This window comes from Frankia sp. R43, from assembly GCF_001306465.1.
Classification (GTDB): Bacteria; Actinomycetota; Actinomycetes; order Frankiales; family Frankiaceae; genus Parafrankia; species Parafrankia irregularis.
Genome location: NZ_LFCW01000009.1, coordinates 35,479 through 58,959, shown reverse-complemented (window position 1 = coordinate 58,959; position 23,481 = coordinate 35,479). Strand labels below are relative to the sequence as shown.

The following is a 23,481-nucleotide window of genomic DNA, read 5'->3' as shown; positions in this document are numbered from 1 at the left end:
TGCCGGATGCTAGCGCAGCGGGTCGCACAACGGTCCGCTGGCGGGCATGATCGGACGGGTGCGGGTGGACATCGAACGCAGTGGCGGTGTCGCCGGGCTGATCCGGCGCGCCGACGTCGACACCACCGACCTCGACGCGGGGGTGGCCCGCCAGGCCGAGGCGGCCCTCACCGCTCTCGCCGGCGACCGGCAGGCGCCACCTCAGGCACCGGGGTCGCAGCGCCCCGACGCCTTCCAGTACACGTTCCGGTTCCGCGACGGCGCCGGGCTCGACCAGACGGTCGTCGTGGGTGAGTCCCGGCTGCCGGCGGCGTTGCGTCCCCTGACCGAGCAGATCACCGCCCGCCGCCCCCGCGCCTGACGTAACCGCACCGATTCCATCAGGGCGAGTGATTCCGAAAGGGCGGGCCCGAGGAGAGCCGTGTCGACGGCATGCGAACCCCACCCGCACAGCCACCCACCCGTGGATCCCGCGCCATCCGGCGGCACCGGCCATTCTCCTGGAGATGGGCAAATGGGGCAGATGTTCCCTCGGCGACTCGAAAGCAAGAAGGATTTTGGTCGTCGGAACGACAAAATCCTTCATTATTGCGACTCGCCGAACCGGACTCTGCGCTCTGCGTCCTTTCATCGCCCCTGATGCGAATTACTTACGGCACCCGCCGAGCAGGCAGCCTCCCGTTCGGCGGGCGGCCGTGCCGGGCACACCACAGGTGACGCCAGCGGCCCCCTGAGTGGCCGGCGACCACCGACGGACGGGGGCCTGCAGGACATGTGCCGACTTCTGGGGCTCACCAGCGCCCCCGACCGGGCCCGCGCGACCTTCTGGCTGCTCGACGCTCCCGACAGTCTGGACGTGCAGAGCCACCGCAACCCCGACGGCACCGGCCTGGGGGTCTTCGCCGCCGACGGGACGCCCGACGTCTTCCGTCAGCCGCTCGCCGCCTGGGAGGATCACGACTTCGCCGCGCAGGCGCGGCACCGGACGTCCACGACGTTCGTGGCGCACGTCCGACATGCCTCGACCGGGCGGCGGACCACGGCGAACACCCATCCGTTCTGCCAGCAGGGACGCCTGTTCGCCCACAACGGGGTCATCGAGGGGCTGGACCGGCTGGAATCCCGGCTCGGGTCGGCGGCGATGCGCACCGTCGCCGGGGACACCGACTCCGAGCGGTTCTTCGCCCTGATCACCGCCGAGATCACGAACGCCGGCGGTGACATCGGGCGCGGCATCACCACGGCGGCCCGCTGGGTGGCCGCGAACCTCCCCGTCTACAGCATCAACCTGGTGCTCACCACACCGCGGGAGCTGTGGGCGCTGCGCTATCCCGACACCAACACCCTGTTCCTGCTGCGCCGCGGAGCCGGTGGGCATCACGGTGGCCGGCCCCTCGACCACGTCGACGCCGCCGGCACCACCCGGGTCCGCTCCAGCGACCTGGCGACCGTCGCCTCCGCGGTGGTGGCCAGCGAGCCGATGGACGAACATCCCGACTGGCGGGCGCTGCGCCCCGGTGAGCTGCTCCGGGTGCTGCCCGGCCGGATCACGACGACCCGGATCGCGCTGCCCGACCCGCCGGCGCACCCGCTCACCCTCGCCGACCTGCGCCCCGAGGCGGCCGCGTCCCAGACGGCCGGCCGGCGGGCCGAGGGGGCGGACACCGCCTCCCAGGCGGGGACCCGATAGGCGACCGACAGGCCACCGGGCGGTCGGTCGCGCGGGCGGAGCGGCGACGGCGATGGCGATGGCGATGGCGATGCAGCGGAGCCAGCGGCGCGATGGGGCCAGCGGTGTGGTGCGACGGGGCCGCGGGCCGGCCGGGGGATCTAGACCGCGGGGAGGTCGGCCAGCAGCGGAGCCAGCACCTTCCCGGCGTGCGCGATCGCCTCGTCGTCGACGTCGAGATGGGCGACGATGCGGACCTTGGCCGGGCCCGCGGCGCCGACGAGCACCCCGCCGGCCGCCGCCTGGGCCGCGAACGCACCGGCGTCCGGGACGTCGAGGAGCACCATGTTCGTCTCGGTGCGCTCCGGGTCGACCCGCCCGGGGGCCGCGGCCGCCAGCGTCGCCGCCAGGTCGCCGGCGCGGCGGTGGTCGTCGGCGAGGCGCGCCACGTGGTGGCGCAGCGCGTACAGGCCCGCGGCGGCGAGCACGCCGGCCTGGCGCATCCCCCCGCCGAGGCGCTTGCGCCACTCCCGGGCCCGTTCGACGTGGTCGGTGTCGCCGACGACGAGCGATCCCACCGGCGCCCCCAGGCCCTTGGACAGGCACACCGACAGCGTCGAGAACATCTCCCCGAGGCGGCGCGGTGGGATGTCCTGGGCGACCGCGGCGTTCCACAGCCGGGCGCCGTCGCAGTGCAGCGCCACCCCGGCGGCGGACGTGATGGCGCGCACCGCGTCCAGGCGTTCCAGCGGCCACACCAGCCCGCCGTCGCGGGCCCGGGTGTTCTCCACCGCCAGCACGCTGGTGCGCACCATGTTGTAGGTGCCCCCGCCCGGGAAGGCCCGCAGCTGCGCCTCGACGGCGGCCAGCTCCAGGGTGTCGGCGAGCCCGGTGAGGGTGCGGGTCTGCACGCCGCCGAGGGCGGCGAGCCCACCCAGCTCGTAGGTCACGATGTGGGCCTCGGTGTCCGCGATGATCTCCGTGCCGACCGGGGCGCCGGCGCGCAGCGCGCAGAAGTTGCCCATCGTGCCGCTCGGGACGAACAGGGCCGCCTCGTGCCCGAGCAGCCCGGCGGCGTGCTCCTCCAACTCCCGCACGGTCGGGTCCTCGCGGTAGACGTCGTCACCGACCTCGGCCTCGGCCATCGCCCGGCGCATGCCGGGGGTGGGACGGGTCACGGTGTCACTGCGCAGATCGACGCTCACGGTCTCCGACGCTAGCGTCCGCCGCGCGGCCCCGCGACGGCACCTGCCCCGGCCCGGCCCGATCTGTCGGGCCGGGCCAGGGCAGGCTCAGTGCAGGGTCAGGGCGGGGCCGGGGCGGGGGCGGTCAGGCCGGGGTGACTCCGGGGTGGCGGTCCTCGACCACGTAGCTGGCCCGGGTCGAGATCGGCGCGCCCGCGGTGGCCACGTAGGGCACCACCCGGAAGTCGCTGCGCCACCGCTGCTCGGTGACGTTCACCCGGACGTAGCCGCGCTGGGTGTTCACGAACCTGATGTGCGGGTTCGCGTCCAGCAGGGTCTGCGCCGAGGCGGGCAGGTCGGCGCCGTTGCCGCCGGTGGTGATGGAGGTGCCGACGAACTCGCTGCCCACGGTCGGCGAGTTGACGTCGGCGTAGTCCAGGCGCAGGTCCGCCGCGTAGTTCTGGTGCCGGTCCCCGGTGATGACGACAAGGTTGCGGACCTTGCGCCGGCGCGCCTCGGCGAGCAGGTTGTCACGTTCGGCGACGTAGCCGTCCCACGGGTCGTAGTAGACGTTGACGACCTCGCTGGGGTCGAGGTCCGTCTGCACCATGGGAACCTGGTTGCCGATGATCTGCCAGCGGGCCTTCGAACGGCCGAAGCCGTCGTAGAGCCACCTGCGCTGCCGGTCGCCGAGCAGGCTGCGGTCGGCGGCGAACCGGTCGGCGCAGGTGGAGCCGCTGCCGTCACCGCAGGGCTGGTCGTCGCGGTACTGCCGGGTGTCGAGCATCGCGATGTCCGCGAGGCGGCCGAAGCTCAGCTTGCGGAACAGCTGGACGTCCGCGCCGTGGGGCAGCTGGGCGCTGCGCAGCGGCATGTTCTCGTACATCGCCTGGAACGCCGCCGCCCGGCGCAGCCGGAAGACCGCCGGGTCCTGGTCGGGCTCGGTGTCGGCCTGCGAGATCTCGTCGGCCCAGTTGTTCTCGACCTCGTGGTCGTCGATCGTCTGGATCCACGGGAAGTTGGCGTGCGCCTTCATCAGCGACGCGTCCGACTTGTACAGCGCGTACTGGGCGCGGTAGCGCGGCAGATCGAACGTCTCGGTGTCGAACGGCGCGCCGAGGGTGAGGCCACGGACGTTGCTTGTGAAACCGGTTTCGTAGATGTAGTCCCCGAGGTGGACCACGAAGTCGAGGTCCTCGGCCGCCATGTGCTCGTAGGCGGTGTAGAAACCGACCTGCCACTGCTGGCAGGAGGCGAACGCGAAGTTCAGCTCCCGCGGGTTGGCACCCGGCGCCGGCGCGGTCTTCGTCCGGCCGACCGGCGAGATCTCGTCACCCGCCCGGAAACGGAAGTAGTAGGTGCGGCCCGGCTCGAGCCCCCGGATCTCCGGGTGCGCCGAATGCCCCAGCTGCGGGGTCGCGACCACGCTTCCGCGCTTCACGATGGAACGGAACTTCTCGTCGCGGGCCACCTCGTACTCCACCCGCACCGGCACTGCGGGCATGCCGCCCGCACCGTCGGCGGCGAGTGGTTCTGGAGCAAGCCGCGTCCACAGCACGACACCGTCCGAGGTGGGCTCGCCCGAGCCCACACCGAGACCGAACGGGTTCCTACCCGGCAGCGGGTAGGGGTAGGACGAGGACGCCGAGGCGACCCCGGTACCCAGCAGCATCGCGGCTGCACCCGCACCACCCAACGCGGCAAAACCGCGCCGAGAAGCGGAGAAAGAAGATACCACGCCAATCCTCCCTGTCCGGACGATGTCCGGCAGCGATGTCTGGTTCTGGTGGTTTCACCGGGCGATCATGCTGGCGAACACAGGTGACGCCGTCGCCTCACCCCGACGGCCGGCCGATGAACGTCAGGAAACCGCGGGAATCCGCATCCGACTGGAGACGCGACCGGCGACCGGCCGGCAGGTTATCTTTCGGGAAACTCCCGGAAATTCGCGCCGGCCGGTGCCGGCGCTGCGGCGGCCGTGTCCTTCCCGGCGACCGGCAGCCGGTAGCCGGCCGAATCCGGTGTGGTTCCTTCGGCCCGGTGCTCTCGTCGCCCGGTGACCGTGCCCGCCCGCCCGGCGACCGACCGGCTGCTCACCGGCGACGAGCCGGCCAGCCCTGCCGGTGCCACCTCTCCCGCGGACCCCAGCCTCGCGCGGATCCGTCAGGGTGCGCGAACGATCTCGTGACGTGGCCCTCCACACGAGGCGCACCGGAGCTGGTCGTCCGTGTGAGCACCACCACCCGACCCGGACCGCCGGTGCGGACCGGTTGCCCGGCGGCGCTCACACCGACTGGCGCCCGCACCGCGCCGCCGGCCACGCCCGCCCGCCCGCCGCCAGCGGCGGGTGTGCCGCGACGCACCCGCCGGGACGGATTTTTCCTCCGCACCATCCAGGAATTTCCTGCCGGAAAAGGTAAGCCTCACCGCGGCGACCATCCTGTTAACCTCGCCGCTACCGTGTGACCCACGCGCGAAATCGGCGCGACATAAGGTCTCCGACGATTTCGGCCTCCTGGTTGCCGCGAACACCAGCCCCCGTCGGGTATTTCACAGCCGCCGAAAGTGCCGGTGACCGTTATGGAAGTCAGGTTCTGCGACACCACTCTGCGTGACGGGGAGCAGACCCCGGGAGTCGCCTTCACCGCCGAGGAGAAGGTCGCGATCGCCGTCGCGCTCGACGCCGCCGGCGTACACCAGATCGAGGCGGGGATCCCCGCCATGGGCCCGGGCGAGATCGAGGTGCTGCGCCGCGTCGTGGGCGCCGTCGAGCGTGCCGGGGTGGTCGCCTGGTGCCGGGCCGATCAGCGCGACCTCGACGCGGCCGTCGCCAGCGGCGTCAGTGCCGTCCATGTGACCATCCCCGCCTCCGACCTGCATCTACGGATCAAGCTGGGCAAGACCCGAGCGTGGGCCAGGGAGCGGATCACCGCCTGCGTGCGTGACGCCACCGACCGGGGGCTGCTGGTCAGCGTCGGCTTCGAGGACGCCTCCCGCGCCGACGACGCCTTCGTCACCGATCTGGCCGGGGAGCTGCGCGGCCTGGGCGTGACCCGGTTCCGCTGGGCCGACACCGTCGGCGTGGCCAACCCGATCGCCCTGCACACCCGGCTGCGAGCCCTGGTCGAGGCGGTCCCGGGGCCCTGGGAGATCCACGCCCATGACGACTTCGGGCTGGCCACCGCGAACACCATCGCCGCCGTGCAGGCCGGGTTCACCTGGGTGAGCACCACCGTCACGGGCCTCGGTGAGCGCGCCGGCAACGCGCCGATCGAGGAGGTCGCGATGGCGCTGCGGCACCTGCTCGAGCTCCCCGTCGAGCTGGACACCGCGGCGTTCCGCCCGCTGGCCCGCCTGGTCGCCGGCGCCGCGCGCCGCCCGCTGCCCGCGGGGAAGGCCGTCGTCGGGGACGAGGTGTTCGACCACGAGTCCGGCATCCACGTGCACGGTGTGCTGCGCGCGCCGGCGACCTACGAGCCGTTCGACCCTGCGGAGGTCGGGGCGTCACGCCGGCTGGTGCTGGGCAAGCACAGCGGACGGGCGGCCGTGCGCCACCTGATGGACCGCCACGGCATCGACGCCCCCGACGAGGACCTCGAGCCCATCGTCGGACTCGTCCGGGCACACGCCACCACCCACAAGCAGCCGCTCAGCGGCGACGACCTGCGTGCGCTGGTCCGCCGGGTGGCGACCGGACGCACCTCTCCCCCCGCGGCCCCGCTCGGCTGACGGCCCGCGGGGCGGACGGCCGGCCATCCGCCCCGCGCCGCGGCCGAGGGAGCGGCGCGGGTTCCGGTTCAGGGTCCGGGACGGAAGGTGGCGGTCACCTGCCGGACCAGCTGCTCGTGCTGCGGCCACTGGTCCTCGGGCACCCGCCAGCGCAGCGCGTAGCCGTGGCCGTTGCGCACGACGGCGACGTCCACGGTGCGCACCGTCCGGCCACCCGACGTCGAGGTGAACTCCCAGATCGCGGCGGAGGTGCCGGCGGCACCGTCCGCCGGGCGGATCGACACCCGCTGGTAGCCGGGGCTGGTCCGTGCCACCGAGGCCTCCAGCTCCTGCCAGGCACCGATCGCGGACGGGCCGGCGGTGGGCCGAACCTCCACCAGCAGCTCCGGGAAGCCCTCGGCGGCGGTGAACGTCTCCTTCGTCGGTGCGCGGCCGGCGGAGCGCCAGCCCGCCGGCACCGCGACCGACCAGCCGGCCACGCCGCTGCGCGACGTCAGGCCGGCCGGTGCCGGCACCGGGTCGGTCGAGCTCGGGATCACGGTTCCGACCTGGTCCAACGGGACGGCACCACCCGGCCCGGCCGGAGCCGTCGGCGTCACCGTCGCCCCGGTCGTCGCCGACGCGGACGCCGGCGGTGACGCCGAAGACCGGCCCGGTGTCGTCGTGCCGGAGCCCGCGCCGGTGGCGGAGTCGGTGCCGGCGCGTCCGCCGAGAGTGGCTGCGGTGCCGGGCGTGGCGGCGGTGGGCCCGGCCGTTCCATCCGGCCCGCTGGTGAGCACCACGCCGAGGCCGGCCAGTCCGCCGGCCAGAAGCACCACGAGGACGACCACCAGCACCACGGAACGACGGCTCCGTCGGCCCGCCGCCGGCCGTGCACCGGCCACCGCGGGCCCACCAGACCCACCAGGGCCACCAGACCCACCAGGGCCGACAAGGCCGCCGGACGACCGGCCCGCGCCGGCTTCGGGGGGCTCGCTCGGCGTCGCGGGCCCGCGGTGTTCCACCGGCCCACCGGGCGCCGAGTGCCCGCGGTCCCCGGCAGGCTCGGCGGCCCGGTGGGCGGCCGAGGGCCCGCTGGGCGCGGCCGCCTCGCGATGCTCGGCCGGGACGTCCCGCTCCCGGTCCGGCGCGGGCTGGCGGGCCGACGCCGGGTCCGGCCCCGGATCGACGTCGGCATGCGCCGACGCGTCGAACTCCCTGGTCGGATAGGGCTCGCTGGCCGCGATCTGGCGCAGCATCGCCCGGGCCTGCGCCAGCGACGGCCGCCGGTCGGGGTCCGGGTCGAGCAGCTGCGCCAGGACCGGGCCCAGCGGGCCCGCATGCGGGCAGGGACGGCGCCGGTCCTCGACGATGGCCGCGAGGGTCGCCAGCGCGCCCTCGCCGGCGTACGGCGGCTCGCCCTCGACGGCGGAGAACAGGGTGGCGCCCAGGCCCCACACATCGCCGGGCGCGGCCACCCGCGCGCCGCGGGCCCGCTCGGGCGGAATGTAGGCCGGCGAACCCACCACGATGCCGGTGCTGGTCAGCGCCGGGTCGCCCTCGCTCACCGCGATGCCGAAGTCGGTGAGCCGAGGCTGCCCGTCCGGGGTGACCAGGACGTTGCCCGGCTTGACGTCGCGATGCACGACCCCGGACCGGTGCGCCGCCTCCAGCGCGTAGGCCAGGCTCACGCCCATCCGCGCGACCGTCGCCGGGGTGAGCCGGCCCGACTCGCGGATGATCTCGGCCAGGGACCGGCCCTCGACCAGCTCCATGACGATCCAGGGCGAGCCGTCGGCCTCGATGACGTCGTAGACGGCGACCAGGCCCGGATGGCGCAGCCGCGCCGCGACCCGCGCCTCGCGCAGCACCCGCTCCCGGCTGACGGCCCGCTCGCGGGTGGCGTCACCGTCGCCCTCCACGGCCGGCGGCGGCAGCCGGACCTGTTTGATCGCGACCGGGCGGCGCAGCAGCGTGTCCTCACCCGCACGGACGATTCCCGCCCCGCCGCTGCCCAGGATCGACCCGAGCCGGTACCTGCCGGCGAGCAGGCGACGCCGGTCCGCCGACGGGTCGTTCGACGTTGTGGGCTCCGCCTTCTCCGGCACCTCGGAATTCTCCCCTACAACCCGCCTCAGGGCCCCGAAACCGGGGCGACACGCCCACGACTCATACCACCGCGCTCCGGTCTCGACACGCCGACGCGCCCCATCGCGGGGCAACCCGGACCGGCGGCGGGCCCGCGAGGCTCGCCAGCACTGCCGGGCCGGCCGGTCCGTACGGTCGGCACAAGGGGCGAATGTCGACGGCTCCCCGGCTTCCCGACGACCCATCACAGGTCAGATGGCATCCGCGAATGCGGAACATTTTCCTGCCGCAGTCAGAAACTGCGGCAGGCAACCTACCATCGCAGAGTGGATGCGGATCTGTCCCCCTGCGCGGCACCAACCGGCTTCCCGCGCTCGCGACGAAACGGCGGTCGGTGAATGGCGCACACCTGCGCGGAGGTCTCGGACGAGACGCGGACCTGGCTGGAGCGGGTCGAGAAGATCAGCGCCACACTCGCCGAGAACCGCGCGCAGGCCGAGGCTGATCGCACCACCTCGCCAGCTGTCATCGACGCGCTGCGCGCGCAGGACTTCCACCGGATGTGGGTGTCACGCGCGCTGGGCGGCGGCGGGGTGAGCCTGCGCACCGGCACCGCCGTGCTGCAGGCGATCGCGCGCGTGGACCCGTCCGCGGCCTGGCAGATGGGCGTCCAGGGCGCGATCGGGCGGCTGTCGGACTATCTGCCCGACAAGGTCTCCTGCCGACTGTTCTGCGGCAGCCGCGGGCTGGTCGTCGGCGGGGTCAACCCCACCGGTGCGGCGGTGCGGGTACCGGGCGGCTACCGGGTCAGCGGCCGCTGGGCGTTCGCCAGCGGCGCCACCCACGCCAGCTGGCTCGTCTGCACCGCCACCCTCGCCGACGGGCCGGGGGCCGGGCCGGCGCCGATACGGATGCTGTGCGTGCCGAGCAGCGCAGTCACCTTCGTCGACGACTGGCATTCCCTGGGCCTGCGCGGAACGGGAAGCGGGAGTTTCATCGTGGACAATGTCGTCGTCCCCGAAAGTCATGCGGTGGACGGTTCGCTGCTGCGCCGCCCGCCGAGCCCGCGCCGCTCCCGCGGTTATGCGATCGCCTACTACGACTTCGCGCCGTTCACCACCGCGGCGACCACCGTCGGCATCGCCCAGCAGGCCCTGGCCGTGTTCCGCGAGCTGGCCGCCCGCACCGTTCCGGCGCGCTCGACGGAGGCGCTGGCCGAGCGGGCGACCGTGCACGCGGCCTTCGCCCGCGCCACCGCCCTGGTCCGGGCGGCCGAGCTCGTCCTCGCGGACGCCGCCGACCAGGTCACCACCTGCGGTGAGCACGGCGGGGAGGAGCTGTCCGCCGTCGTTCGCCTCGCCGCCGCCGCCGTCGCGGAGAACTGTGTGCAGGCCGTGACCATGGTGCACACCGCCGCGGGCGCGGCCGCGCTGCGCTCCGGCGACGCCCTCGACCGTTGCTTCCGCGACGTGCACACCGCGGCCCGCCACATCACCCTCGCCACGACCAATTTCGAGATGGTCGGCGCGCACCTGTTCGGCGGCCCGCTGCTGATGCGCCGCTGACAAGCCGGACACCTCGATCAAGATCAAATTTGGTGGCACCGATACGTAAACAGCGTTGACTATCTTGAATTTCCCCAGAGATCGCGCTCGATGACGTCGGAGGATGGCTCAGAGCCAGGCGACGGTGCTGATCTTCCCGAATGGGTCGACCTTCCGAACCCGGTCGTTGCCTGTGTCGGCGATGTAGACCGCGCCATCAGGACCGACCGCAATCCCAGACGGAGTGTTCAACATGGCTTTGGTGGCCGGGCCGTCGTCACCGGAGAAGCCCTCGGTGCCGGTGCCGGCGATCGTACTGATCCTCCCGGACAGGTCGACCTTCCGAACCCGGTCGTTGCCTGTGTCGGCGATGTAGACCGCGCCATCACCGCTGACCGCCACCCCGTGCGGATAGTTCAGCGTGGCCTCGGTGGCTGGGCCGTCGTCACCGGAGAAGCCCTCGGTGCCGGTGCCGGCGATCGTACTGATCCTCCCGGACAGGTCGACCTTCCGAACCCGGTCGTTGCCTGTGTCGGCGATGTAGACCGCGCCATCACCGCTGACCGCCACCCCGTGCGGATAGTTCAGCGTGGCCTCGGTGGCTGGGCCGTCGTCACCGGAGAAGCCCTCACCATCGGTGCCGGCGATCGTACTGATCCTCCCGGACAGGTCGACCTTCCGAACCTGCTCGTTGCCGGAGTCGGCGATGTAGACCGCGCCACCCGGACCGACCGCCACCCCAAGCGGATAGTTCAACATGACTTTGGTGGCCGGGCCGTCGTCACCAGAGAACCCCCCAATACCGGTGCCGGCGACCGTACTGACCTTCCCGGACGGGTCAACCTTCCGAATCCGGTGGTTGCCGGAGTCGGCGATGTAGACCGCGCCATCCGGACCGACCGCAATCCCGGACGGAGTGTTCAGCGTGGCTTCGGTGGCCCGGTCGCCGTCTCCGGAGAACCCCCCGGAACCATTGCCGGCGACGTTGAACAGCCCCTCGGACGTGTTGTCGACCTGTTCAACAAGGTTGTAGCCGGAGTCGGCGACGTAGACCGTACCATCCGGACCGACCGCCACGCCGCGGGGGCTCGCAAGCTGGCCGCTGTCCCTGTTCAGCACCAGCGGGAGGCTGGCGGCCGCGAGTGCGGTGGCGAGGGCTGTAGCGATCCACCAATAGCGACGCCTCCGCCGGTTGGTGACCCGGGGTCGGTGTGGCGGGCTGGCCCGGTCATGGGGCTGCAGGTGCCGTCCTTCTGGCGGCCGTGGAGCGGGTGAACGTGAATGCGCCGGTGCGGATCGGGCGGAAAGATGAACGTCGATGTCCGGGTTGGTATCGGGTTCGGCGCCGGGGAACGCGGGGATGAGTTCGGTGATGCGGTGCGGGACTGCTGAGGTGGGTGGGACGAGGGTTCCGGGGAACCGTGGCTCGGAAACCGGTTTCGCACGTCCCGCGAGCGTGGATCGAATGTTGTCGAGCAGTCGGTCTCTGGCCTGGTCGGCGGGTAGGTCGAACAGGTCGAAGGACACGACTCCGCCGAGGAGAACGGGGCGGGGGCAGTCCTGCACGCGGACTGGGACCACCTTGCGGGCAAACCCGTCGGGGTCCTGCTGGTGGGCAGCTTCCCATTCCGCTCGCCCGTACACCGATCCCAGGTAGGAATGCGAGAGCACAGCCAGAACCCGCTGACTGTCGCGCACTCCGTCGGCCATCCGGCTCATCCAGCGCGCACCCGGCACGAGATCCCAGGCCTGGATCAGCACCCGGTAGCCCGCGTCCTCAAGCTGCCAGGCGATCCATTCGGCCCAGGCCCGGTCGGAGGTTGTGTAGGAGACGAAGAAGTCCCATCCTGGCTCAGCCACCGTCGACCCAGCGCCCCCGCTGTCGAGTTATGGCCAGAATCGTTTCAGGAAATGGCCCTTCCGTGAAGGGAACCTACACGGAAGGGGTGGCAACGGGCCAGGAACGCGGAAAATCACCGCCGCACGCCGAATCATCAACGTCGTTGACTATCTTGATAGCGGGTGCGCGCCGCACCGGATGACGCCGCGGGAGCGGCGGGCGCCGGTGGTCACCCGCCAACACCCGCTGGTGTCAGCCGGTGGCGTCAGTCGACCAGGCGCCAAGCCGTGGCCGCCGACTCCTCGGCCGAGGTGGACGTGTCAACGTCCATCGCGTCCGGCCAGGGGTCCGTGCGGGTGGCCATGTCGAAGTAGACCAGCTCCGTCGCGTCCGACGGGTCGACGACAGCACCGACGGGACCGGTGCCGCCGGCCGAGCCACCCGGTGCCTCGCTGCCCGGGCCGCCGACGCGGCCCGCGGCGGAGCTCGCCGCTCGCGCCGCGATGCGCGCCACGGCGACCTTCGGCGGGGTCACGCAGCGGATCGACAGGAGGTCCGCGTCGCACTCCCCCGCCACTTCCGCCGCTCGCTCCCGGGGACGCCGCGACGACCAGGACGCGTCGAGGACGACCGTCTGGCCGTGCTCGAGTGCGTGGCGGGCCCGGGTGAGCAGCTCGGCGTAGCTGTGCTCGGTCGCGTCGGCGGTGTAGATGCCCTCGCCGGGAGCCGCCACCGCGGACACCTCCGGCGCGAGGCCCACCAGCTCCTTGCGCACGATGTCCGAACGCAGCAGCAGCCAGTCGTCGCCGGCCGCGACGAGGTTGCGGGACAACGTCGACTTGCCGGTTCCGGGCAGGCCGCCGACGAGCACCAGCCGAACCCTGCCGCGCCGCAGGTGCGCCAGCGCGAGCGCGGCGAGTGCCCGCGCCTGCTCGTCGGCCCCCGGATGGCCCTGATGGGCGCGCACGCAGGCCTCTCCCGCGCGGACGACAGCCCGCTGGGCGATGAACAGATGCTCCAGCGAGGCCGGGCCCGCATCACCGGACGCCTCCCGGTAGGCGTCGAGGAACGCCCGGGCGGCCGCGGGAGCGCCGAGCAGCTCCAGGTCCACCGCCAGCGAGGCGACCCCGCCCAGGACGTCCCCGACGCGACGAGCGGGGTCGGGGCTGACGCTGCCGAGTATCCGCGGGCCGTCCGGCAGGCAGTAGATGTCGTCGGCGCGCAGGTCGCCGTGCCCGGCGCGGATCCGCCCGGTGCGGGCGCGCCGCGCGAGCAGCGCGCCGCGACCGGTCAGGTAGCGCAGCGCGAGCGTGCCGATCTCGTCGACCACGGCGGCGTCCAGCAGGCGCCCGCGGAACGGTGCGAGCCCTTCGAGCGCTTCCAGCCACAGCGCCTGCAACGCGAACCGGCCGCCGGCGCGGGTGATCTCGGGCGAGGTCGCGCACTGGTCGTGGAAGGCCGCGGTCCGCCGGGCGAGCGCCTGCAGCTCCCCGAGGAGCCCGGCCTGCGTCTCAGGTGCCGCCGTGGCGGTGACCGACGCTGTCACCAGCGTCGAAAGCCGCCGGGCGGCCGGCATCCGCTGCATGACGACCATGTGATCACACAGCCGGCCGGATCCGTCGCGGATGTCGGCGACGCCGAGGTAGGTGTCGGCGGCCAGTTCGCGGTTGAGTCGTACCTCGTCCTCGCAGGCGTTCAGCCGCGCCTGCCGGGAACGAAGGTGGATGAATCCGAGGTCGACCGGCTTGCGTAGTTTGTAGGCCCGATCCTCGGTGAGAAAGACGACGGCGGTCGCGGTTTCCACGGTTTCACGGCTGTCAAGACGTAGCTCGCGCACGGCCGGCTCGGGTGCTGTTCCGACCTCGGTCGGTCCCCAGGATTCGGAACGGATGTCGGTGGCCTGCCCCGAAGGAGCGTCGTCATGCAGAAACATCTTCGTCTCCAGACCGTCTGCCGGGACGGTGCATGCTCGGTCTCACACCTGCCGTGTCACACCGACCGCACCGGAGCCCGGTTCCTTTGGGACCGTGGCCGGGGGGCGGAACTCACCGGACGAGCCCGGTGGCGATCGACTCCGGCGATCGTGGAGAGTTTCCTCCCTGATCCGTTTCCCCGCCTGGACTTCAGCATCCTCCCTTCGTCCCACCGCGTCAGGTGACTTCTCGGTCCTGATTCCCCGCGACGTCCAGCCCACCGTTCCCAGGACGTTCGCACCGGGGGCCCGGCTCCTTCGCGGTGCTGTCGGACATCCCACATTCGAGCCGTTCCACCGCCCACCAGCTGAGCCGGACCGCGCCGCGCGCGCCCACCAGCAGCGCGCACACCAGCAGGCATTCCCCGGCGGCTTCTATTCTCCGGCCTGTTTCATCAGGTAGACCGCCGCCTGCGTGCGGCTGGCCAGGCCCAGCTTCTCCAGAATGCTCGACACATAGTTCTTCACGGTCTTCTCCGACAGCCCCAGCCGGGTACCGATCTGCCGGTTCGTCAACCCGTCCGCGATCAGCTGCAGGATCTCCCGCTCCCGCTGGTTCAGCGTCGCCATCGCCGGATCCTCGTGCGGCCCGTCCCGCAGCCGCTCCAACACCCGACGCGTCACCGACGGAGCCAGCAACGACTGACCCGACGCCACCGTCCGGATCGCACCCACCAGATCGTTGCCCCGGATCTCCTTCAGCACATACCCCGCCGCACCAGCCATGATCGCGGAGAACAGCGCCTCGTCATCGTCATACGACGTCAGAATCAGACACGCCACCCCCGGCAACGCCGACCGGATCTCCCGACACACGTCGATGCCACTGCCATCAGGCAACCGCCCGTCCAGCACCGCCACATGCGGATGCAACGCCGGAATACGCCGCAGCGCCTCCGCCGCCAGCCCGGCCTCACCGACGACCTCGATATCGTCATGCCGGGCGAGCGTCTGACGCAGACCATTCCGCACGATCTCGTGGTCATCGAGAACGAACACCCGGATCTTCTCCATGACCGCGACCATACGGGCGCCGCGGGCCCTTCGCCCATGTCACCTCGACCGCGGCGGGCGGGACCTGTGGCCCGCGGCGGGGGCGGGCCGTCCCGGTTCCCGGCGCGACGTGCGGCCGTGCCGGCGGAACTGGTGTTCCGCGTCGGCGGGCGGCCACGGCCGCCTCGCGCCGCGGCCGGGCCGGGCGTCGCGGCCCGGTCGGACGTGACGGAAACGTCGACGCTCGGCCCATCCACACAGGCACGATTGTCCTGTCTGTACCCCTTCACCCGGCCTGGTGCCGATTACGGTGGATGTTGTCCGCGCCGCGGACGGCGCGCTCGGTTCGTGCCACCGGGCGGCGAGGGGAGGCGGGCGATCATGGAGTCGGGGACCGCGGGAATCGGCCGCGAGGTGGCCGTGGAGGTCGTGACAACGGCCTCGCTCGCTCCGTCCATCCACAACACCCAGCCGTGGCGCTGGCGCCTGGCCGCCGGCCGGCTCACTCTGGCGCCCGACGTCGGACGGCGCCTGCCGGTCCTGGACCCGGACGGGCGTCAGCTGGTGGTGAGCTGCGGTGCGGCCCTGCTGCACGCGCGCCTGGCCTGTCGGGTGCTCGGGCTGGAACCGGTGGTGGAGCTGTTGCCCGGTTCCGCCGGCCGCTCCGGCCCGGAGCCGGCGCTGCGCGACGACCTGGTGCTCGCCACGCTGGACGTCCGCGGGCGGCATGCGGCTACGGACGCCGACCGGCTGCTGTTCTCCGCCGCCGGCGCGCGCCACACCGACCGCCGGCCGTTCGCCGACCAGCCCCTCGAGCCGGCCCTGCTGGAGCAGCTGCGCCGCGCCGCCGAGGCGGAGGGCGCGTGGCTCATGCCACTGGCCCACTCCGACCAGCGGCTCGGCGCCGCGGTGGTGGCCGCGCGGGCGGACTGGGCCGAGCAGACCGACCCCGCCTACCGCGCCGAGCTGGCCACGTGGCGACGCGGCGACGGCCCGGCGGGCGACGGCGTGCCCACGGACGTCGCCGCCACCCACCATCCCTTCCGTGCCAGTGACTTCCCCTTGCGCGACTTCGACACAACGGGTACCCCGGGTGCGGCGGGAACGGCGGGCGGGCCGCCGCCCACCGAGAACCCGACGGTCATCGTGCTCGGCACGGACGCGGACCAGACCGAGGACCGGTTGCGTGCCGGCCAGGCGCTGGCCCGGGTCCTGCTCACCGTCACCGCCGCCGGTGCCGCGGCCTCGCCACTGGGGCAGCCGGTGGACAGCGACGGCTACCGCTCGGTCATCGAACGGATGCTGAGCATCGCCGGGCACATCCAGATGATCCTGCGGGTGGGCTATCCCCGCCGCGACGCCGCCGCCTCCACGCTGACCCCACGGCGCCCGCTCGGCGAGATCCTCGTCATCGACTGATCGCACCGCCGGACCGCCGCCGGCCGCCCGACCACCCGGCGGCCCGGTCGGGTCTGGTCGGGTCAGCCGCAGCCGAGCGCGGCCAGCCCCAGATCCAGATCAAGGTCGATCATGGCGGCCTCCGCCGCCACCGGAACCAGGGTGTAGGTCCGTTGGATGAAGGCGCTCACCCGGGTCGCCGACATCTCGAGCGCGGCCCTCCCACCGGGGCAGGGCACCGACACCGACAACAGGCGTCGCCCGCCGCGCACGACCGGCTCGACGCGGGCCCCGTCCGCGACGGACGGCTCATCGGGCCCAGCCTGGCCGGCCGGTCCGTCGGGTTCGTCGCGGCCGGCCAGGCCGGCCGGTCCGGCCGGGCCGGCCCACCGGTCGTCGTCGACGACGAACAGCGCCCGGGCGAAGGTCGCCATGGCCAGGCGCGGCTCGTCGACCTGGGCCCGCACGGTGATCGCGACCGGGTCCAGCGGATCGAAGCCCAGCGAGACCAGCGCGGGAACCCGCTTCCCGGCGTCGGTCAGGTAGGTGGCGTTGACGTCCAACGTCACGACGTTGGACACGATCGGACGGCTCCACATTGAGATCCTCCCCACCCTCGGTGTCGTACCTCACGGTGTCACCGAGGGCGGGCGGAGATCACCCTGCCTTGGTCCGGCCGGCGGGGAGACCAAGGACCACCGCAGGATCGCCACAGCGAAGGCGTCAGGACTTCGCGAGCACGCCACAGGCGATGCGGTCACCGGCGTCACCGGTCGCGTTGGTCTTCTCGTCCGGGCCGGGGGACGGGGCTCCGCTGGCCCGGTACCGATCCGGTATGTGGGCGAGGTTGTCCGGCTGGGCGTGCACGATCAGCGCGACCCCACCCCTGCGCAGGTCGTCGATGGTGAACCGGTCGCTCTGGGTGAGGATCTCGGCGGTGCCGTCCTTGTCCACCAGCAACGGCGGCAGGTCGCCGGCATGCTCACCGTGATGCGTACCGCCCGGGTTGAAGTGGGGGCCCGCGGTGCTGAACGCCCCGTCGGCGGCCTTGGGCTCACAGACCGGCTTCTGGTGGATGTGGAACCCGTGGTAGCCCCCCGGGGTGAGGCCGTGGAACCGGCCTTCGACCCGGACGGCGCCGTCGACGGGGGTGAGGGTCACCGTGCCCACATCCGCCCCGGTGACGTTGTACAGAACGACCTCGACGGACCCGGCGGCCCCGCCACGGGTGGCCGGCGCCGACCCGGAGGCGGACGGCGTGGGCGTCGCGGAGGCGGTGGAGGTCGCCGCGGCGGCCTGGTCGTCCTCGGCGCCGCAGCCGCTCACCACCAGCGTCAGCCCGGCCGCCGCGAGGGCGGCGGTGAGCGCGGTACGGGTCGGTAGACGTCGCAAGGCAGCCTCCAGGCGCCGGGTCCGGACGAGAACGCCCCAAGCTTACGGAGCGGGCCCACCCGACGCCATTGCGTGATGCCCCGTTGTCCGTAGGCCGACACCGCGGCAGACCGACGCGGCGGCGGGCCGGGCTCAGCGCTCGAGGCGCGCGCTCAGCCGGGCGAGGTAGTCCGGGGTGCGCTCCGGGGTGACGCTGTCGACGCCGATCCGGTTCATCAGCTCCTCGTAGCGGTCGACGTCCTCGGGCCGGTCGAGGTGGGCGGCGCCGGTCAGGTGCTCGAGGTGGACCACATCGGGCACCTCGGGTTCAAGAAACCGCAGGATCGTGAAGGCACCGGCCGCCGAGACGTGCCCGCCATAGGCCGCGGGCAGGATCTGGATGACGATGTTCGGCGCCGCCGCCAGCTCCGCCAGATGCGCCAGCTGGGCCCGCAGGACCGCGGTGGAGCCGATCCGCGGGCGCAGCGCGGCCTCGTCCACGACGGCCCACAGCTTCGGCGGGTCCGGCCGGGTCAGCAGGCGCTGCCGGGCCATCCGCATCGCGACGGCACGGTCGACGGCCTCGTCGGCCAGCGAGCCCCGGCTGCTGGTCTGGAGCACGACGGCACGGGCGTAGTCCGCGGTCTGCAACAGGTCCGGAACCAGGTGCAGGTGGTAGGTCCGGATCAGCGCCGCGGCGGCCTCCAGCCCCAGGTAGGGCTCTGCCCAGGGGGACACGACGTCGGCGAAGCCACGCCACCAGCCCGGCCGGTTCGACTCCCTGGCCAGTGCGAGGATCGGGGCACGGTCGGCCTCGGCGACCACGCCGTACAGGGTGAGCAGGTCGGCAACGTCGCGTTCCTTGAAACCGACCCGCCCGAGCTCCATGCGGCTGATCTTCGAGTCGGAGGCACGGATCTGGTAACCGGCCTTCTCCCGGGTGATTCCGGTTCCCTCACGAAGGCGGCGCAGGCGGGCCCCCAACATGATGCGGTTCACGATGGGTTCGCCGTCGAGCACGCTGTCCTCCTAGTCGTGGACCCTCCCCGTGCGACGGGCTCCCGGCGCCTGGTTACCGGACCCGACGGACCGTCCACGTTCAATACCTGGGTAATTTTTTCACAGGTGGTGCACAGCCCGACGCTCGGTGGGTCAGAAGGCTCGCTAAACTTGGCGCGCCGCGGCTTTACCGCTTCTTCTGCTTTCCGTCAAATGCACAGGTCGGGTGAGGTCGAGCCGATGTTTTCTCTCCAGGTCGTGGCAGCCGAGAGGCGGCGCCCGTGAGACCGCGATTTCGGCCGGGCCGACCGCGGGCATCCCGGCGGCCCACGGTCGGCCTCGCCCCCGCCGGCACCGCGCTGGCCTTCGAGCACGTCGGCATGACCTTCCCGGACGGATCCGAGGTGCTGCGCGACCTCTCCCTGACCGTCGGCACCCACGACATCGTGGCGCTGGTCGGCGCCTCCGGCTCGGGCAAGTCGACCCTGCTGCGCATCGCCGCCGGGCTGACACCGCCGACCTCCGGCACGGTCAGCGCCGGGCCGGGCTCCCCCGCCCTCATCTTCCAGGATCCGACGCTGCTGCCCTGGCGGACCGTCGCCGGCAATGTCGGCCTGTTCGCCGAGCTCGACGGTGTTCCGCGCGCGCAGCGGGCCGGCCTGGTCGCGGACGCGCTCGCGCTCACCGGTCTGAGCGACTATGAACGCCATCGCCCACGGGCTCTTTCCGGCGGCATGCGCATGCGGGTCTCCCTCGCCCGCGCGCTGACAGCCCGGCCCGCACTGTTCCTGCTGGACGAACCGTTCGGCGCGCTGGACGAGATAACCCGCCAGCGTCTCGGCGACGAGCTGGTACGGCTGCATCTGCGCGAGGGTTTCGCGGGGCTTTTCGTCACCCATTCGGTCGTCGAGGCCGTCGCGTTGGCCCGCCGCGTCGGAGTGCTCTCCGCCCGGTCCGGGCGGCTGGTGGCCGAAGTCGAGATTCCGTTCGACTATCCGCGCACGGAGACACTCCGGTACGACGCCGCCTTCGGACGGGTCGCACGCACCGTTTCCGAGGCGCTGAAGGACTCCTTCTCCGACCATCATCCGAACACCCCCGGCCCGCCGGGCACCCCCGGCCACCCGAACACTCCCGACCACCCGGGCGCTCCCGGACCGCCGGGCGCCGAGCATCAGCCGGGCTCCGCCGGCCCGGCCGGCATCGACGACCTTGCCGGTGTCGAATAGAGCATCCGGTGGGTGGCGGCCAGCGCCCGCCGGCGGGCGGCACCGGTCGGTCCGGCGGCGCCCAGCGCCACCCGCGCGGCCATCGCCCCGGGGCCACCGTGCACCCCGCCCCCGGGATGCGCCGACATCGACGCCAGATAGAGCCCGGGCACCGGGGTCTCCGGCCGGCCGAGCCCCGGCACCGGCCGGAACACCAGCTGCTGGTGCAGGGCGGCGGTGCCGCCGCCGAGCGCGCCGCCGTGCAGCACCCGGTCCATCGACTCCAGGCGCGCCGGGGACTGCACGTCCCGGCGCAGGACCAGCGTCGTGAAACCGGGTGCGTATGCCTCGATCCGGCGCTCCAGCCGCTCGAGCAGCACCGCGATGTCGTGTTCGTCCGGACGGCCCTGTCCGTCCGGACGACCGGTGACCGCTGCGGTGGCGGGGAGACGCGCGCCCGCGGTGCCGGCGTGCCCGCGCGGGCGCTGCGGGATGTGGAAGTAGGCCCAGGCGCTCTCGGTCCCCGCCGGCGACCGGCTCGGATCCGCGGTGGTCATCTGGCCCAGGACGACGAAGGGCTGGGCCGGCACCAGGTCCCGCGCCAGTTCCGCGGCCGTCACGGTCAGATCGTCCATCGTGCCGCCGAGGTGGACGGTGCCCGCGCGCGCCACCCGCGGATCCGACCACGGGATCGGGCCCGCCAACGCCCAGTTGACCTTGAACGTCGCGGAGTCCCAGTGGAAGCGGTCCAGATCGGCGAGCAGCCGGGGCGGCAGGTGCTCGGGTGCGACCAGGCCGCGGTAGAGGGAGACCGCGTCGACGTCCGCGATCACCGCGCGCCGGGCCGGCAGCACCGATCCGTCCGCAAGCCGCACACCGTCGGCCCGGCCGGCGCGGACCGTCACCGCGGCGACCGGCGTCCCCGTGCGCAGCTCGCCACCACGGGCACGCAGCCGGCGCACGAGCGCCGCGGTCAGGTTCCCGGCGCCGCCCTCGGGTACCGGGAAGCCGACGTCCTGGCCGAGCATCGCCAGCAGCCACCCGATCAGCGCCGAGCCGGCGGCCTCGGGGGCGAGGTCGGTGTGCAGGGCGCAGCCGGCGAGCAGCAGGCCCGCTCCGTCGCCGGCGAACTCCTCGGCGGCGAACCGGCGGACCGGGAGCACCCCGAACCGGGCGAACCGAAGCCCGTCGGCGGCGCCCAGCGCGCGCAGCAGCCGGGCGCCCGCCCGCACCGGTGGGAACGGGGTGGCGAGCAGGGCGTCCAGCAGCGGCGCGCGGACCCGTCGCCACAGCGCGACCTGCTCCTGCCAGGCGTCGGCGTCGGCGGGGGCGAAGTCGGCGAGCGAGGCGCAGGTCTCGTCGAGGTCGGTCGACAGCTGCGCGCACCGGCCGTCCGGCAGCGGATGGGCCAGCACCGTCGGCGCATGTCGCCAGCGCAGGCCGTGCTCGCCCAGCGCGAGGCCGCGCAGCACCGGCGAGGCGGCGGCGAACGGGTGGAAGGCGCTGAACAGGTCGGTGGTGAACGACAGGTCGGTGCCCGGCGGCGGGCCGGTGCCGGTGTCGATGCCGATGCCGGGTGCGGTCAGCCGCGACGAGCGGCAGGCCCCGCCCGGCTCCCTCTGGGCCTCGCACACCACGACGTCCCAGCCGGCGTCCGCCAGCAGATTGGCCGCGACCAGGCCGTTCACGCCCGCTCCGATCACCACGGCGTCGGCGCCGGCTCCCGCCGCACGCCGTGACCGCCCCGGCCACGGCCGTCTCGCCGCCGGTGCCCCCGCCGCGTCCCCGGTGCCCATGGGGCGATCCTTTCGCACCGGCCTGCCCGCGGTGCGTCCACCGGCGCCAGCGGCGGCACCCGGCCGGCGGCGGGCCGGCGGCGGGTCAGCCCCCGGTCGGCGGCCGGCCGGCGGCGACAGGTGGGCCGGCGGCAGGTCAGCGGCAGGCCGCCGCGACGTGTTGCTCCAGTTGTTCCAGTCCCCGGCGGACGGCCGGGTCCGCGAGCGCCTCGGGGTGGGCGCACCCCAGCTCCGTGAGCGCCCGAACCGGAGCCTGGCAGCGCACCAGTGCGTCGATCGTGTCCGCGGCGTGGGCCTGGTGCTCGCCGGCACCGCCCGCACCAGCGCCAGCATCGACGCCGGTGGGCCAGGTGACCAGGTCGCGGACGGCCTGGGCGGGGATCCGGTCGGCGAGCCGGCCGAGGGCACGGTGCGCCTCCACCGGCGGTGCGACGTCGAGCAGGTCACCCAGGGCGCGTTCGAAGCAGTCCCGCCGCCGGGTGAGCAGCTCCGGCACCAGCTCCGGCGCGGAGCGGCCCGCCGCGACCACCCCGGCGAGGGCGGCCAGCGACCGGGCGGTGCGCACCCGCACGACGTCCCTGGTCCGCAGCGGCAGGACGAACCACGAGACCACCCCCGCCAGCGCGGCGCCGAGCAGGATGCCGCCGAGCCGTTCCACCAGTTCCTCGGGGCCGCCGGTGCCCTGGTAGTCGTACAGCAGCGCCAGCATCGCCGTCACCCCCGCGGCCCACAGCGCGTAGTGCAGCGGGCGCAGCCAGGTCGCGATGCCCAGCACGACGAACAGCGCCACCAGCGCGCCGGTGCCCCCGGCCGGCAGCAGGCCCGCGCAGGCTGCGACCAGCACCGTGCCCGCCGCCCCACCGACGACCCGCGCGGCCCCCTTGTGCAGGACGTCCCCGCGGGCCCTGGTGCCGCTGCACACGATGTAGGTGCTGATCACCACCCACGGCCAGTGCTGCGGATACACCAGCCGGCCGAGCGCGAACGCAGCCGCCAGTGCCAGGGTGAGCTGGACGGCCATCCGGGTCGTCGGCGCCAGCCGCCACCCGCGCGGCCGGCCGGCCCGGCCACGCCCGTACGCCCGAGCACGCCCCTGCATCCGCGGGCGCCGATGCGGCGGGACGCCCGCCGCCGGCCGGGCCGCGACGCGAGCGCGGTGTGGAAGGACCCCGATGCGCTCGCCGAAGAGCAGGCACAGGTGGGTCACGGCGATCGCGATGAAGGCCGTCGCCGCGAACCAGCCGAGCGGGTCAACCCCCGGACCCGCCGGCACGGCGACGATGAGAACCAGCAGCGACGTCGGCAGGACGAGAGCACCGAAGCGAGCGGCCAGCGGGCCGAAGCGGCGAACCCACACCGCCGCACCGGTCATCAGGACGTACAGCGTGTCACCCACCGGCGGCGCGGTGCTCATCAGCCGGCCGACCTCACCGGCGCCCATCGCGAACAGCGGTACGACGAGCAGCGCGACCGGGCGGTGGCGGGATGCGGCTGACCGCTCCCCGCGCCAGAGCAGTACGGTCAGAGCGACCGTGGCGACCACTGACTGCGCGTGCAGCCCCGCTGCCCCGCGCAGCGCCGTGGCGCAGCCGAGGCCGGCCAGCACGGCGGCCATGGACAGTACGGTCGAACGCAGCTCCACCAGCCCCGGGTCGAGGCCTTCCGTTCCCCCGACTCGACGCCAAATATTACGTAGGACGTAGAACATCAG

17 protein-coding genes are annotated in these 23,481 nt (G+C 73.3%); 6 read left to right on the top strand and 11 right to left on the bottom strand.

Annotated elements, in window-relative coordinates:
• The first annotated feature begins 46 nt into the window (after window positions 1-46).
• Together ACG83_RS32340 and ACG83_RS32335 are read left to right on the top strand one after the other, a co-directional pair.
• Window positions 47-361, top strand: coding sequence for a protealysin inhibitor emfourin (locus ACG83_RS32340; protein WP_235498326.1), 315 nt, complete (start codon window positions 47-49; stop codon window positions 359-361).
• Between the two features lie 411 nt (window positions 362-772).
• Window positions 773-1,690, top strand: a complete 918-nt coding sequence (locus ACG83_RS32335) for a class II glutamine amidotransferase (RefSeq protein ID WP_054570067.1) — start codon at window positions 773-775, stop codon at window positions 1,688-1,690.
• A 140-nt stretch (window positions 1,691-1,830) separates the two neighbouring features.
• Here the strand turns inward: ACG83_RS32335 and ACG83_RS32330 are convergent, their stop codons facing one another.
• A complete protein-coding gene (locus ACG83_RS32330; RefSeq protein WP_054570066.1) occupies window positions 1,831-2,874 on the bottom strand; it encodes a low specificity L-threonine aldolase in 1,044 nt (347 codons plus the stop codon).
• Between the two features lie 124 nt (window positions 2,875-2,998).
• On the bottom strand, window positions 2,999-4,525 hold the full coding sequence (locus ACG83_RS32325; RefSeq protein WP_083473774.1) for an alkaline phosphatase: 1,527 nt from the start codon (window positions 4,523-4,525) through the stop codon (window positions 2,999-3,001).
• Between the two features lie 908 nt (window positions 4,526-5,433).
• On the opposite strand from ACG83_RS32325, the gene nifV reads away from it, so the two are divergent.
• Window positions 5,434-6,582 carry a homocitrate synthase gene (gene nifV / locus ACG83_RS32315; protein WP_054570063.1) on the top strand — a complete coding sequence of 383 codons (1,149 nt, stop codon included), beginning with the start codon at window positions 5,434-5,436 and terminating at the stop codon, window positions 6,580-6,582.
• 68 nt (window positions 6,583-6,650) lie between these two features.
• Here nifV and ACG83_RS32310 read toward each other — a convergent pair whose 3' ends face one another.
• The gene (locus ACG83_RS32310) at window positions 6,651-8,669 is read right to left on the bottom strand and encodes a serine/threonine-protein kinase (protein WP_054570062.1); all 2,019 of its coding nucleotides are present in this window, start codon (window positions 8,667-8,669) and stop codon (window positions 6,651-6,653) included.
• Between the two features lie 378 nt (window positions 8,670-9,047).
• Here ACG83_RS32310 and ACG83_RS32305 point away from each other — a divergent pair, with 378 nt between their 5' ends.
• Window positions 9,048-10,214 (top strand): acyl-CoA dehydrogenase family protein, encoded by a 1,167-nt coding sequence (locus tag ACG83_RS32305; RefSeq protein WP_054570061.1) that lies wholly within the window; start codon window positions 9,048-9,050, stop codon window positions 10,212-10,214.
• A 108-nt stretch (window positions 10,215-10,322) separates the two neighbouring features.
• Here ACG83_RS32305 and ACG83_RS32300 read toward each other — a convergent pair whose 3' ends face one another.
• The 3 genes from ACG83_RS32300 to ACG83_RS32290 form a co-directional block, all read right to left on the bottom strand.
• Entirely contained in the window at window positions 10,323-12,053 is a 1,731-nt protein-coding gene (locus ACG83_RS32300) for a TIR domain-containing protein (RefSeq protein ID WP_054570060.1), read from the bottom strand.
• Between the two features lie 245 nt (window positions 12,054-12,298).
• Window positions 12,299-13,966 carry an AAA family ATPase gene (locus tag ACG83_RS32295; protein WP_054570059.1) on the bottom strand — a complete coding sequence of 556 codons (1,668 nt, stop codon included), beginning with the start codon at window positions 13,964-13,966 and terminating at the stop codon, window positions 12,299-12,301.
• A 414-nt stretch (window positions 13,967-14,380) separates the two neighbouring features.
• A complete protein-coding gene (locus ACG83_RS32290; protein ID WP_083473525.1) occupies window positions 14,381-15,031 on the bottom strand; it encodes a response regulator transcription factor in 651 nt (216 codons plus the stop codon).
• Window positions 15,032-15,379: 348 nt separating this feature from the next.
• Here ACG83_RS32290 and ACG83_RS32285 point away from each other — a divergent pair, with 348 nt between their 5' ends.
• Window positions 15,380-16,417, top strand: coding sequence for a nitroreductase family protein (locus tag ACG83_RS32285; protein ID WP_054570058.1), 1,038 nt, complete (start codon window positions 15,380-15,382; stop codon window positions 16,415-16,417).
• 62 nt (window positions 16,418-16,479) lie between these two features.
• Here ACG83_RS32285 and ACG83_RS45585 read toward each other — a convergent pair whose 3' ends face one another.
• The 3 genes from ACG83_RS45585 to ACG83_RS32270 form a co-directional block, all read right to left on the bottom strand.
• A complete protein-coding gene (locus ACG83_RS45585; RefSeq protein WP_161934822.1) occupies window positions 16,480-16,977 on the bottom strand; it encodes an SsgA family sporulation/cell division regulator in 498 nt (165 codons plus the stop codon).
• A 142-nt stretch (window positions 16,978-17,119) separates the two neighbouring features.
• Window positions 17,120-17,788 carry a superoxide dismutase family protein gene (locus ACG83_RS32275; RefSeq protein WP_054570056.1) on the bottom strand — a complete coding sequence of 223 codons (669 nt, stop codon included), beginning with the start codon at window positions 17,786-17,788 and terminating at the stop codon, window positions 17,120-17,122.
• A 132-nt stretch (window positions 17,789-17,920) separates the two neighbouring features.
• Entirely contained in the window at window positions 17,921-18,787 is an 867-nt protein-coding gene (locus ACG83_RS32270; RefSeq protein ID WP_083473773.1) for a helix-turn-helix transcriptional regulator, read from the bottom strand.
• Between the two features lie 359 nt (window positions 18,788-19,146).
• Here ACG83_RS32270 and ACG83_RS32265 point away from each other — a divergent pair, with 359 nt between their 5' ends.
• A complete protein-coding gene (locus tag ACG83_RS32265; protein ID WP_369812937.1) occupies window positions 19,147-19,995 on the top strand; it encodes an ABC transporter ATP-binding protein in 849 nt (282 codons plus the stop codon).
• Here ACG83_RS32265 and ACG83_RS32260 read toward each other — a convergent pair.
• Together ACG83_RS32260 and ACG83_RS32255 are read right to left on the bottom strand one after the other, a co-directional pair.
• The gene (locus ACG83_RS32260; protein ID WP_054570054.1) at window positions 19,941-21,770 is read right to left on the bottom strand and encodes an NAD(P)/FAD-dependent oxidoreductase; all 1,830 of its coding nucleotides are present in this window, start codon (window positions 21,768-21,770) and stop codon (window positions 19,941-19,943) included. The two genes, ACG83_RS32265 and ACG83_RS32260, sit on opposite strands and share 55 nt — an antisense overlap.
• Window positions 21,771-21,906: 136 nt before the next feature.
• Window positions 21,907-23,478 carry an FUSC family protein gene (locus ACG83_RS32255; RefSeq protein ID WP_083473772.1) on the bottom strand — a complete coding sequence of 524 codons (1,572 nt, stop codon included), beginning with the start codon at window positions 23,476-23,478 and terminating at the stop codon, window positions 21,907-21,909.
• Between the last annotated feature and the right edge of the window lie 3 nt (window positions 23,479-23,481).